The sequence below is a fragment of the Parabacteroides faecalis genome (assembly GCF_022809355.1).
GTDB classification, from domain to species: domain Bacteria; phylum Bacteroidota; class Bacteroidia; order Bacteroidales; family Tannerellaceae; genus Parabacteroides; species Parabacteroides faecalis.
The window spans coordinates 43,171-53,901 of the sequence record NZ_JAKZMM010000008.1; the positions used below are offsets into that span (position 1 = coordinate 43,171).

Annotated in this window: 17 protein-coding genes; 6 read left to right on the top strand and 11 right to left on the bottom strand. The window is 45.8% G+C overall.

All coding sequences use genetic code 11. From position 1 onward, the window contains the following. The first annotated feature begins 2 nt into the window (after window positions 1-2). The gene (locus MUN53_RS04570; protein ID WP_005816304.1) at window positions 3-239 is read left to right on the top strand and encodes a hypothetical protein; all 237 of its coding nucleotides are present in this window, start codon (window positions 3-5) and stop codon (window positions 237-239) included. Between the two features lie 24 nt (window positions 240-263). Then, a complete protein-coding gene (locus MUN53_RS04575; protein ID WP_005816310.1) occupies window positions 264-443 on the top strand; it encodes a transcriptional regulator in 180 nt (59 codons plus the stop codon). 300 nt (window positions 444-743) lie between these two features. On the opposite strand, the gene MUN53_RS04580 is transcribed toward MUN53_RS04575, so the two are convergent. Further along, on the bottom strand, window positions 744-1,235 hold the full coding sequence (locus MUN53_RS04580; protein WP_005816313.1) for an SLOG family protein: 492 nt from the start codon (window positions 1,233-1,235) through the stop codon (window positions 744-746). A gap of 3 nt (window positions 1,236-1,238) precedes the next feature. Further along, window positions 1,239-1,805 (bottom strand): hypothetical protein, encoded by a 567-nt coding sequence (locus MUN53_RS04585; protein WP_005816315.1) that lies wholly within the window; start codon window positions 1,803-1,805, stop codon window positions 1,239-1,241. Between MUN53_RS04585 and MUN53_RS04590 the strand changes: the two genes are divergently transcribed. Further along, window positions 1,799-2,050 (top strand): hypothetical protein, encoded by a 252-nt coding sequence (locus MUN53_RS04590; RefSeq protein WP_225494525.1) that lies wholly within the window; start codon window positions 1,799-1,801, stop codon window positions 2,048-2,050. The genes MUN53_RS04585 and MUN53_RS04590 overlap by 7 nt on opposite strands. Before the next feature lie 306 nt (window positions 2,051-2,356). Here the strand turns inward: MUN53_RS04590 and MUN53_RS04595 are convergent, their stop codons facing one another. The 6 genes from MUN53_RS04595 to MUN53_RS04620 form a co-directional block, all read right to left on the bottom strand. After that, window positions 2,357-2,635, bottom strand: a complete 279-nt coding sequence (locus MUN53_RS04595) for a plasmid partition protein ParG (RefSeq protein WP_005816317.1) — start codon at window positions 2,633-2,635, stop codon at window positions 2,357-2,359. A 7-nt stretch (window positions 2,636-2,642) separates the two neighbouring features. Further along, window positions 2,643-3,398: a ParA family protein gene (locus MUN53_RS04600; protein WP_005816319.1), complete on the bottom strand. Its 756-nt coding sequence runs from the start codon at window positions 3,396-3,398 to the stop codon at window positions 2,643-2,645. Between the two features lie 119 nt (window positions 3,399-3,517). Then, window positions 3,518-3,943: a single-stranded DNA-binding protein gene (locus MUN53_RS04605; RefSeq protein WP_005816321.1), complete on the bottom strand. Its 426-nt coding sequence runs from the start codon at window positions 3,941-3,943 to the stop codon at window positions 3,518-3,520. Window positions 3,944-3,996: 53 nt separating this feature from the next. Continuing rightward, complete coding sequence (locus MUN53_RS04610) at window positions 3,997-4,353, bottom strand: helix-turn-helix domain-containing protein (RefSeq protein WP_007837478.1); 357 nt, start codon at window positions 4,351-4,353, stop codon at window positions 3,997-3,999. A 47-nt stretch (window positions 4,354-4,400) separates the two neighbouring features. Next, on the bottom strand, window positions 4,401-4,652 hold the full coding sequence (locus MUN53_RS04615) for a hypothetical protein (protein ID WP_007837480.1): 252 nt from the start codon (window positions 4,650-4,652) through the stop codon (window positions 4,401-4,403). Then, window positions 4,640-5,194, bottom strand: a complete 555-nt coding sequence (locus MUN53_RS04620) for a hypothetical protein (protein WP_005816324.1) — start codon at window positions 5,192-5,194, stop codon at window positions 4,640-4,642. Before MUN53_RS04620 ends, MUN53_RS04615 begins: the two co-directional genes overlap by 13 nt. A gap of 882 nt (window positions 5,195-6,076) precedes the next feature. On the opposite strand from MUN53_RS04620, the gene MUN53_RS04625 reads away from it, so the two are divergent. After that, window positions 6,077-6,391 carry a hypothetical protein gene (locus MUN53_RS04625; protein WP_224204806.1) on the top strand — a complete coding sequence of 105 codons (315 nt, stop codon included), beginning with the start codon at window positions 6,077-6,079 and terminating at the stop codon, window positions 6,389-6,391. A gap of 355 nt (window positions 6,392-6,746) precedes the next feature. On the opposite strand, the gene MUN53_RS04630 is transcribed toward MUN53_RS04625, so the two are convergent. The 3 genes from MUN53_RS04630 to MUN53_RS04640 all read right to left on the bottom strand — a co-directional run bounded on the left by MUN53_RS04630 (window position 6,747) and on the right by MUN53_RS04640 (window position 8,745). Continuing rightward, window positions 6,747-7,133, bottom strand: a complete 387-nt coding sequence (locus MUN53_RS04630; protein ID WP_004319910.1) for a single-stranded DNA-binding protein — start codon at window positions 7,131-7,133, stop codon at window positions 6,747-6,749. Between the two features lie 829 nt (window positions 7,134-7,962). Continuing rightward, window positions 7,963-8,145: a hypothetical protein gene (locus MUN53_RS04635; protein WP_004319908.1), complete on the bottom strand. Its 183-nt coding sequence runs from the start codon at window positions 8,143-8,145 to the stop codon at window positions 7,963-7,965. Between the two features lie 15 nt (window positions 8,146-8,160). Beyond that, window positions 8,161-8,745 (bottom strand): hypothetical protein, encoded by a 585-nt coding sequence (locus MUN53_RS04640; protein ID WP_005816332.1) that lies wholly within the window; start codon window positions 8,743-8,745, stop codon window positions 8,161-8,163. 65 nt (window positions 8,746-8,810) lie between these two features. Here MUN53_RS04640 and MUN53_RS04645 point away from each other — a divergent pair, with 65 nt between their 5' ends. Both MUN53_RS04645 and MUN53_RS04650 read left to right on the top strand, forming a co-directional pair. Continuing rightward, window positions 8,811-9,023 carry a hypothetical protein gene (locus MUN53_RS04645; RefSeq protein ID WP_007837487.1) on the top strand — a complete coding sequence of 71 codons (213 nt, stop codon included), beginning with the start codon at window positions 8,811-8,813 and terminating at the stop codon, window positions 9,021-9,023. A gap of 754 nt (window positions 9,024-9,777) precedes the next feature. Continuing rightward, window positions 9,778-10,617 (top strand): SDR family oxidoreductase, encoded by an 840-nt coding sequence (locus MUN53_RS04650; protein WP_243323571.1) that lies wholly within the window; start codon window positions 9,778-9,780, stop codon window positions 10,615-10,617. The last annotated feature ends 114 nt before the right edge of the window (window positions 10,618-10,731 follow it).

The following is a 10,731-nucleotide window of genomic DNA, read 5'->3' on the forward strand; positions in this document are numbered from 1 at the left end:
ATATGACAATAGATACAACCAACATGTGCTCACACCTTCAGAAGAAGTTGTTTGAACCAGAAGGTGTGTATTATCCTATATGGCAAGCCATGCAGGATGATGAGACCTTGACAGCAGTGGTACGAAGCAGACAGCTGCACATCTACAGAAACGGGAAGAAAATTCTCGTTCTGGCAGGTAAGGCACAACCGAAGATTATAAGGGAAGACAAAATACAAGAGTTAATAACAAGATTATAAACAAAACATCAAATCATCAAAACAATGGACGCAAAAGAAAAAGTATTGGCAACAATGAAAGAGGCTGGTCAGCCTCTCAACGCAGGTAAAATCGCAGAACTCAGCGGTCTCGACCGCAAAGAGGTAGATGCAGCCATGAAGCAGCTGAAAGCAGAGGGTGCAATCGTCTCTCCTGTGCGTTGCAAATGGGCACCTGCAGAGTAAGGTTTATACTGCTGTCTTGAAATATAGGCAGCAGTATCTTTATTTTTATCAAAATGTTAAGGTGAGGAATCTGAATATCCTTGCCTACGGACACAATTATCCGCTGCATCTTTTTGGGGTAAGGTGCAGACGTATGGCTGTCAGCGTATCTTGGTTTAAAGACGCTTAGCGGTCACGGCGGAAGTCGTTTCGTCTCTCTCCGCCGAACAAAGCTCTGAGCACATTGCCCAAAGCTCCGAACACGAAGTAGCAAACGATGATTGCAACAATATCGTCCATAAGCATTTTCTGTTTTATGGGTTATACACTATTATGAAGATTCACTATGTCCAATCCCTGCCTCTTGGCTTCTCTGACGGTGTAGAACGTGCCGCCCTTGGGATTGCCATCGAAGTAGGCTATGAGACGTGAACTGCGGTTGACCATATAGTCGTTGCGCCTCAGAAGGCAGCCATTGTAGTATTGCTCGCTCAATACGACCACGTCATCCACGATGCGCAGGATGGCATCATACTTGGCTTGCTCTTCCTTGCTCCACCGGTCAGACTGACCACGGAACGGCACAACGGCTATCACCTGCAAGTCCTTCAACTCGCATTGCAACGAAAGGGCGGCTTCTGCCGCCAGCAGGTCAAATCCCATTGCCATGCCACAATAGAAATACCGGTAGCCGTCGGCATACGCCTTGGCTATCTCCGATTTGAGACATTGCTTCAACTCCCTCCGCTTGGCGAAAGGTACGCTGCGGTGTCCGCTGAAGCATACGGACACTGCCTTGTCGTACTTTGTCATACTTTACCTTACTTTATAATGTGTGCGTGCGAGGAACATACCGCCAATAACACATGCCCCGAGCCTTTCGAGTTGGTTGGCATACTTGGCATAGCTGAGACCCTTGGTTATCACATCGTCAAAGACCAACACCATTTTGTTGTCGAAGAACGGCTCATCAAACTCAACGACATTCGCCTTGCGGACTTCATCCTCGTTCTTGCGGTTATCGTGGATGGTCTTACGCTCTCCGCATACCCTCACGTGCTCGTAGCCGTTTTCCGCTCCTGTCAATTCACACACCCTGTGGCAGAAAGCCTTGTAGCGGAGTTCGTTGCTCTCGCTTGTGGATGCTGGAACGGGGGCGAAGACGATGTTCACGCAACCCTTGCCGTAGAGTGTCAGCATATTCTCTGCGGTGCGCTGCGCCACTTCCTCGTAGGCTCTTCCGTCCTTGAAGTCAAACACTAATTGTCTGTCGGCAATCTCCTTCTCACCCACATTGCGGATGCGTGCGGGATAGTATTTGCAGAACCAAGTCTGAGGCTTGTCTAACTGCTTTTGGATTTGATAGTCATTCTTGTGTGCCATTGCTCTTATGTTTTTTCTTCCCTTATTTCGGAGGCTTTTCCTGCCTGCCCAAGGGATATTTTTTGCTTTCCAAGAGTGATGGCGATCAAAAAGCCAAATCGGGAGCGAAAAATACGCTCTGCACGCAGAGGAAGATTTTTCGGTCAAATGCAATGGACGATTTGGTGTTTGAACAATCGCCAGCATTACCTTTGCAAAACAATATCCGCAGCGGCAAGGCAGGCGAAAAGAAATCTGTTATGTAAAAGAGGAAACGGGCGGGATGGCGTGGGGCGAAGCTGTATATGGGGAAGGACGATAGTTGATATGAGGGAAAAAGAGAAAATCTTGTAATAGGGAACGACATTGCCTTTTATCAGCATGGAGACAGTCCTACAAGCAGAGAAAACTATTGCCCTAAAAATGAGTTGGATAGTATTTTCTAAAAGTAGTATCGACTACGAATAGTATAATAGTCGAATAGTTTTTACTACCATACTACGGATAGTAAAGTCTGTTTATAGAAGAGATAGCGGTATCATCGTCTGTTCGGCGATGATACCGCGCGGCACTCATGTGTCATGCCGCTTTAGGTATTCTGTCATTGCCTCATTGACAATATCACGCAAGGACATCCCTTTCTTGATGGCGAGGTACTTCATCCTCGTGTGGATGCTCTTGTTGATAAGGAAATTGCAATGCACCGGCACTTCGGTAGTCTCAGAAACAGACACAGGTGGTGCTGGTGTAGTTTCTGTGACTATCTGCTCCTTACTCGGCTTCTTTGTGGAAGAAAGGAGTCCGTTGAGACCGCCTTTCATTCCCTCTTTCAACATACTGCTCTTGCTCATGGCTATGCTATTTTAAGTTTAACACTTCTTTTGCCAAAGACATATAATCACTGGCACCATTGGATTTGGGATTATACTCAAAGATAGTCTTGCCGTTGATGGGTGCTTCTGCCAAAGCCACATTATCACGGATGACGGTCTTGAAAACCTTCTCGTGAAAACTGTCATTGACGATTTCCCTCACGCTTCGGTTCAACGTCTTGCGGCGATCGAACTGGGTGATGACGATGCCGCCCACTTTAAGGTTGGAGTTGAGCCGCTCCTGAACGATGCGGATGATGTCCATCAACTTTGCCATACCTCTCATGGCAAGGTATTGCGCTTGAACAGGGATGATGATGTAGTCGGCTGCGGTGAGGGCATTCAAGGTCAGCAAGCCCAATGACGGTGGACAGTCGATGATGATGTAGTCGAAATGCTCTTTGGCGATGGCTTTGGTGATAAGTCCCTTCAAGATAAGCTCCCGTCCCGGCTCGCTGATAAGCTCTAACTCAGCCGCAGACAGGTCAAGGCATGAGGGTGAGACGGTGATGCCGTTGTGCAACTTGACCAACGGCAAGGTGTACTGTCCACACATTGCGCCATAGACTGTCTGTTCTTCCTCGATGGACAATCCCAAGGCTTCCGTGAGGTTGGCTTGTCCATCCATGTCAATAGCCAAGACGTTCTTCTTACTCAGTTGCAGAGCTGCCGCAAGGCTTACTGCGGTCGTACTTTTCCCTACACCACCCTTGTGATTTAATACTGCAATTATCTGTGTCATAACATGATACTACTATTAGTGAATACTACTTTACTATTCTACTACTGATAGTACATACTAACCATAGTAAAAGCGGATTTACTACGATTAGTACGTACTACTCTCAGTTGATACTACCCTCAGAAGGGAAGGTCTTCGCTCTTGTCCTGCGGTGCATCGGCTGGCGGTACGGGAGCCTCGCCCTCTGCCTTGGCTGCCTTGCGTGCCTTTGTTGCAGGTGTGTCGGTTGCATCCTTCTTCCCTGCATTGACAAAGGCGATGGAGTCAGCTATGATGCTATGCTGTATGTGGTTCTCTCCGTTGCGGTCTGTCCAAATGGAAGAAGTCAGTGTGCCTTCCACAAGCACCATACGACCCTTGGTGAGGTATTCAGCCAAACGGATATGGTTCTCCTTGCTGCTCTTCACCCTTACCCAAGTGGTGATTTGCTTGCCCTTACTGTAGTCGTCCACTGCGATGTCAACAGCCATGAATGTTCCGTGTGTACCTGTGATGACGCGGCAATCCTTTGCTCCGATGCGTCCGATAGTGTGAGTGTAAATCATAATGTGAAAATGTTATAGTGGCAAGTTGGTTAGACTTGCCGTTACCTTGTTATTTAAATGACTTTTCTTGTTGATTGAACATAAGCTATTGCTTCATTCATAATTTCTGCTCGTGACCTACTCTTGTTATCTTGCATCCACTCATCAATTTCAGATTTGAGGAACATGATACGTTTCCCCTTCTTATGGAATGGTATTTGTTTATTGCTTGTCCAACAATAGATTGTGTGTTCAACTGGATGGGTAGGGAGATACTCACTCAATTCGGAAACACTAAGCCATTCCAATCCCTTATCGGGCTGAATTTGAGTCATTAGTGTGGAAAACTTTTCTTCTAAAATCTCCAGCTTGTTTATTACTAATGACAATGCTGATGGCAAGTCATTAAAACTCAATATTTGCTTTTCCATATCAATATATGTGTGGCAAGTTGGTTAGGCTTGCCGTTACCTTGTTATTAATATCCTTTCTTCGTCTGCCTTGTATTGGCGACAAAAGACTTGTTGCTGCCTGTGAGACTGATAGAGCCGCAATTAACAAACTCTCCGTCGGAATAGACTCTGTACTTCTGTCCGCTTACCTCATGCTTCTGTTTGATGCGCTCTCGCATCCACTTCTTGGCTGCGGTCAATGAGCAAAAGGTCTCGCTCTCCTTGGTCGTCTCGTCATATACGATGCACTGGGTCATACATGCTCCTACTTCATCCATGCACCTATACTCGACGTGACATAGTCCAACTGACCGCCAAATATGTCGCTTGGCTCTATGTCGTATTGTCCATCCCTCACTTCCTTGTCCTCTCCAAGAAGCGACAAGTTTCCGTCGGCATCCAAACGTGCTGCGTCTATGACGATGTCACGAGGCTCGTCAAAGAGATAACCTGCCACGATGGGCTGCTCTCCCTCGAAATGCACCTCAAAGCCTCCGTCCACCTCCGTGCCGTACTTGCGAAGAGCCGCTTTCAGCTCGTCCTGCTCCCGGTGCTGCAATGCCTGGAGTTGTCCGTGGATAGTGAGGTCTTGCAGTTCTGCCTCTCGTTTGGTGTGGGTTGCCTCGCCGGTCTTGCAGTCGATGTCATACTTGTGGTAAACCACTGGGATATGGTCTGCCGATGTGACAAGCCATGTGATGTTGTTCACTGAGAAGCCCTGTCTGGTGAGGAACTCCTCGATGTCTGAGCCGAGAAGGTGGTCGGCTACGTCAAGATACTCGATGCGTGCGTCAGCATCATGCAGGATGATAATCTTCATTGCCTTTCTATTTTTAGTGATACAAATAAGTTTGTCGCCCATGTCGCTGGACTTGTTTAACTACGTTGAAGAAACTTACGCTCAGCATAGTGAATAAATTCCCTCTGCGTTCGCTTAACCGTTTCTTTCTCTTCCCTCCTTTCGAGACCTTTCAGCCTGTGGAGGGATATTTTCTGCTCCCACAAGCCGCAAGAAAAGACATAAAGACAAATTATGTGTGAAGAATACTCTTTTCCGAGGAAAAGGAAGATTGTTCACAGTCACAAGACCTCAAGCAGAATTTGACGATTGTCTCAGACGCGGCTAACTTTGCAGGAAATATGCCTACCACTGCGCTGATTGGAAGAAGATTATTGATATTGGCTGCAAGAGGAATGATGTGTTATATATAAAGAGGTAAGAAGAAAGATTGAAACAGTAAGGGTGGGCAGTGAAGTGTTTGCAGGTCTGCTGTACCGACATAAAGCGAGTGTGTTGGCTGACCGGGATGCAAGTCATCAAAGCTTCAGCCTTGATAGCTTGTAGCACGGACAGACAATTCTCTCGCGTCGGTACTTCGGCATACTGTCAGCTTTGGCTAATAGCAACGTGTTGCCATCAGCCAAGGATGTCTGTATGACGACAGACCATGTAACGCTTCGCAAAGGCGTGGGGCAAAGCAGTATAATTTAGAAGTAGATAGTAACGTATATCAGGCAAGAAGAGACAGTTGCGCAACGGACAAATCGGGCACTCCTGTCAGCATGACAAATGTGCCTTGTCCTTGCCGCAGGACACTGAGGCAGATTGGACGTAGCAGACATGTCTGCCACATTCAATATGCCTGAGTGGACAAGAACTGCCTCTTGTATAGCAGAAGAGAAATTGTAAAACAGTTGATTAGTGGTAAAGGTGGTATGGGTGGGCAGAATGGCATTACACGGACATTGCCGAAGCCCGATAATGGGACAGCCAGACAGCAATAAAGGCAGTTATCAGAAGTGTCAGTTTCTGATAGTGACATTGTTGGCTGCCTGTCACATGGGATTCGTGCGGTGTCCGTACAGTAATGCCGTTCTGAAGGTGTGGGGCGAAGCGATACAACGCACTTGGACGAAACCACCGCTTATAACAGAAAATATTTTGCAGTCAAAGAGAAGAAGAATAGTAAAGCAGGTGTGGGTGGGTAGTGAAGCTGTCGCAAGATTGACGGTCTGAATATCAAGGCGAGTGGATAGCCAGTAAAGGACACAATTATCAGAAGCCTCGGCTTCGGCATCTTGTGGCATAGATGGCAGTCCTCTCGCGTTCAGACCTTGGCATACTGTCTTTCTTGGCTAATAGCGACTTTGTCGCCATCAGCCGGGAATATCTGTATGCCAACCATCTTGGTGACGTTTCGCAAATGGTGAGGGACGAAGTGGTTAGAATAAAGGAAGACGGCGTTGCCGTTATGGTTAATAAATGCACATGGTTGTTATTAGAGAAGATTATCACACGCTATAACAGCAGATTGATGTCCCTGAGCAAAACAAAAGCGACCCGAAGGTCGCCTTGTTATGGAGAGGAAAGGCTATTTCTTGCCTTTCTTGGTTGCTGGCTTGGCCGGCTCTTCCGCAGGAGTCTCCTCCTTGTCGGGACACTCGTAGAACTTGGTTGCAACCATGATGATTCTGGAGTGCTTCACGCCATCCTTGTCTGTCCACTCCTCTGGCTTGAAGAAACCCTCGACGGTGAGCAACGTGCCCTTGGTGAGCTTGTCGAATGATTCGGTGTGCTCGTTCTTGCGCCATGCCTCCATATTCATGAAAGCCGATACGCGGTTGGTTTCCTCGCCGTTCTTCTCCTGACGGCCTACTGCCAATGAGAAGCGTGCTACGCTGGCGTTTGCGAACTGACGGATTTCTGCATCCTTACCTACGAAACCTGAAACTGTGAAGTTGTTCTCGATCTTTTTCATTTTGAATTGAATTTAAAAGTGAAACTTAATTTTTACATGCATTCAAAAGCAGGGATGTGGCACCATGTGGGAAGCACCATGAAAATCGTTCGCAATACTCTTTTTGTCGTTGGCGGTAAGGGAGAAAAAGGAAGATTACGCACTATTTTATTGGTCACAGCGATAGCGGCCACACAAGAAGGAGGAAGTCCTTCGCAGCATCACGCTACCTTTGCATGGTAAAAATAAGTGGCTTTCAAATAGCTCAATTCAGAAAAAGACGGGGCCAAACAATGGAACAAAGGTTGTAAGCAAGGAGGCAATCCGTATGCAACAGACAGGGGCACTGCTATGGCTGTATGCCTGGAGAAACGAAGCGGGAAATCCGACCTTACAGCTGTATCATCAGAAGAGTGAGGAGCATGAACACTGATGCACGATGAACGACAAGCCTAAGGGTCAGCTTAGCAATAGAGGCATCAAGCCAAAAGAGGACAGACATCAGAGGATTGGCGATAGCACTGTCATCATGCTAAGACCAAGTTCTGTGTCCGACAAGGAAGAGTCGCAAAAGACAGACGAGTAAAACCAAAAGGCGAAATGACCATTCCTATAACAAGGTACAGAGACGCTTAAAACGGCGAAGGGACTTTGGCGACGTATCGCTATACAGGTGTCGAAGCATCGCTTCTATAACAGGACTGGAGCAAGTGAGCAAACCGCACAACTTGCTCCCAAGGTATTTCAGTTACAACAGCCATAACCTCATTGGAGGATTGTCCTAAAAGAGTTTTTGCAGTCAAAGGAAGAAAGAGTCTGCAAGCCACATAGCCAACAGACTCTCTCCTGATTATTCACAGATGACAACATCATCCTTGTACTCCGTCACTTCCTTGCCGTTGATGAGCTGGACAATGACCTCACAACCCAAGTCCTCGACAATCGTTCCCTCTGTCTGACCTCTTCGGGGATAAAGCAAGGTGCAGAAACACCCTACAACGCCGTCCAACTGCTCCATGTCTATCGTTGCCATATCCGTTCCTCCTTGTTAGCCGAATGTGATTGGATTGATGCAGAAATTCGTGTCCTCTGCCTCATACTCGTATTCATTGATGAAGTCAATCATCTTCTGTTCGCTTCTTCCGTCCTGTGAGACACCAGTCTTCTCACACCACAACTTGATAGCATCACCAAAGGTGGAGTAAGCACCCTCACAATCCTCAAAGAGTTCTCCGTATGCAGTGACGTAGCACTCTTCGGGGAAGAAGTCGTTCTCATCGTGCGTATAGAAGATGTCGCAACCTGGCTCAACCTCTCGCCAACTGATTGAAAGTTCATCGCCAAGTGCCTTGTTCACCTCCTCAAAGAACAAGTCGCATGAAGACCAAGCACTTTCGGTGTCAAAGGACAAGAGGGCATAATCGTCTTCCACGTTCTCCTCATACTCTGCCCAATAGATGTGTCCTCTCACCGAGATGCCTTTCTTCTCGTAGTCAATGCCATAGTGTTCTGCCAAGAGATACAGATACACATTATTACTGTTCACCTCCAACTCTTGGAGTGTGTTCCAAAGGTCTGCCACGGCTTTGCGTGAGCCTGTCACCTTGTACTGAGTGTCGCAAATGTTAGCCATAAGATAAAATTTTTATTTTCTTCCCTTATGTAGAACCAACTACCATCGGGATTGATTAAAGAATTATGTTGCCCCAAAAGGTGTTATGGCTCATCAATGCAAGGTTTTGCCGTCAAATACTACCTCTGCCACAATCAGAGCGTGGAGATTTCACGGACAAACCACAGGCACCGACCTTGCAGGATGAACGCCATGACAGGTACCTTTGCAACACAATTCTTATCAAAGCCCGATGGGGTGGTACATGGCAGACTGCATGGTACAGCAGTGTGAAGTGACGTTATAGGTGGAGATAAGGCTATAAGAGGTTTTTGCAGTCAAAGGAGAAAAGAGTCCACAAAGTGCAGTATCTACAGGACAAAAACACTTTAGTTTACCTTGGTTAGCTCTTATATATATGCTAACCTAAAGTAAACTGTATATATGTCCGTCTAAAACCCGAAAACCGTACGGGTCAGCTTACGTCAGAAACAGAAGTATAGAACCATAGAAGTGGTTCAAGAAGTCTTTCTTCCTTTGACTGCAAAATATTATCTTTGCACGAATCATAATTGCCCTGTAGGATTTAATATAATTTAACACTCTTTGTTGAATGCAAGGAAGAACAGCTTCAATATGCTGAATATCAGTAGTATAACATTGTGTTAACCCTTAATCTGTAGAAAAGGATGTTATCATACAAAGTAATGTCCATTTGTACTTTTTCTATATGGTTTTATACTTACATTTGCATATCATTTGTATCTTGATAACAGTAACTAACTGATTATCAATATACTTTATATTTGAGGAGGTCAAGTAAGTAAACATTCATAACCGATAATATAAAATAGGGTGTAACTTAATTACGGAGTTACACCCTATTTTTTTTGTATTGTGGTTTTCATAGTTCTGAATAAGGATAAGTGTAAAACCACAATTCGGGTAAATCAATCCGTAATTCGTTTAAGTTGCCTGTAAATAGAGTTTTTTATTTTTACCCCGTAAAAACAGTTTGTGAAAATGATGCATTAGCGACTAATAACTTTCGTCATGAAAAAAGATAGTGTTATTTGGATAGGAGCCGGACAAATCGGGCTTGCTATCGTACGCCGGATTGCTTCCGGTAAGAAAATAATTATTGGAGATAAAAATATCGTGAATGCGCAGGCTGCAGCCGAGGTATTGAACAATACGGGATTTGATGCGGTAGCGATGGAAGCCGATCTTTCATCACGAGATTCTATCCTTTCACTTATATCAGAGGCTCATAAGTATGGTAACATCCGTCATCTGGTAAATTCAGCTGGAGTATCACCAAGCCAGGCTTCAATTGAAACTATCTTGAAGGTGGATTTGTATGGCACTGCTGTTTTGTTGGAAGAAGTGGGCAAAGTGATTGCTCAAGGTGGAGCAGGCGTAACAATTTCCAGTCAGTCTGGGCATCGTATGCCGGCTCTTACGCCTGAAGAAGACAGACTGCTTGCCACTACACCAACAGAAGAACTTCTCTCTTTGGAAATGCTTCGTCCGGAAAATATCCGGGATACATTGCATGCCTATCAAATGGCCAAGCGATGTAATGTGAAGCGAGTAATGTCTGAGGCCGTGAAATGGGGAGAACGAGGTGCCCGTATCAATTCTATTTCTCCAGGTATCATTGTTACTCCGCTGGCCATCGATGAGTTTAATGGTCCACGTGGAGATTTCTACAAGAATATGTTTGCCAAATGTCCGGCCGGACGTCCGGGAACGGCAGATGAGGTGGCACATGTAGCAGAACTTTTGCTGGATGATAAGGCAGCCTTTATTACCGGTTCTGATTTTCTGATTGATGGTGGGGCAACAGCTTCTTATTTCTATGGACCTTTACAACCTGGGAAAAATGGATAATTGAGAAATACCTATATTTTATGGGAGCTGTCCGAAATAAACCAGAAATAGCTTGTAAATCAGCTTATGTTTAGCTATGCAACAGATTCTTAGATATGAGGATATAAAGCAAGC

Coding starts and splice junctions, on each gene's coding strand:
- MUN53_RS04570 (WP_005816304.1), top strand. CDS start 3: ATGACAATAGATACAACCAACATGTGCTCACACCTTCAGAAGAAGTTG.
- MUN53_RS04575 (WP_005816310.1), top strand. CDS start 264: ATGGACGCAAAAGAAAAAGTATTGGCAACAATGAAAGAGGCTGGTCAG.
- MUN53_RS04580 (WP_005816313.1), bottom strand. CDS start 1,235: ATGACAAAGTACGACAAGGCAGTGTCCGTATGCTTCAGCGGACACCGC.
- MUN53_RS04585 (WP_005816315.1), bottom strand. CDS start 1,805: ATGGCACACAAGAATGACTATCAAATCCAAAAGCAGTTAGACAAGCCT.
- MUN53_RS04595 (WP_005816317.1), bottom strand. CDS start 2,635: ATGAGCAAGAGCAGTATGTTGAAAGAGGGAATGAAAGGCGGTCTCAAC.
- MUN53_RS04600 (WP_005816319.1), bottom strand. CDS start 3,398: ATGACACAGATAATTGCAGTATTAAATCACAAGGGTGGTGTAGGGAAA.
- MUN53_RS04605 (WP_005816321.1), bottom strand. CDS start 3,943: ATGATTTACACTCACACTATCGGACGCATCGGAGCAAAGGATTGCCGC.
- MUN53_RS04610 (WP_007837478.1), bottom strand. CDS start 4,353: ATGGAAAAGCAAATATTGAGTTTTAATGACTTGCCATCAGCATTGTCA.
- MUN53_RS04615 (WP_007837480.1), bottom strand. CDS start 4,652: ATGGATGAAGTAGGAGCATGTATGACCCAGTGCATCGTATATGACGAG.
- MUN53_RS04620 (WP_005816324.1), bottom strand. CDS start 5,194: ATGAAGATTATCATCCTGCATGATGCTGACGCACGCATCGAGTATCTT.
- MUN53_RS04630 (WP_004319910.1), bottom strand. CDS start 7,133: ATGAAAAAGATCGAGAACAACTTCACAGTTTCAGGTTTCGTAGGTAAG.
- MUN53_RS04635 (WP_004319908.1), bottom strand. CDS start 8,145: ATGGCAACGATAGACATGGAGCAGTTGGACGGCGTTGTAGGGTGTTTC.
- MUN53_RS04640 (WP_005816332.1), bottom strand. CDS start 8,745: ATGGCTAACATTTGCGACACTCAGTACAAGGTGACAGGCTCACGCAAA.
- MUN53_RS04645 (WP_007837487.1), top strand. CDS start 8,811: ATGTTGCCCCAAAAGGTGTTATGGCTCATCAATGCAAGGTTTTGCCGT.
- MUN53_RS04650 (WP_243323571.1), top strand. CDS start 9,778: ATGAAAAAAGATAGTGTTATTTGGATAGGAGCCGGACAAATCGGGCTT.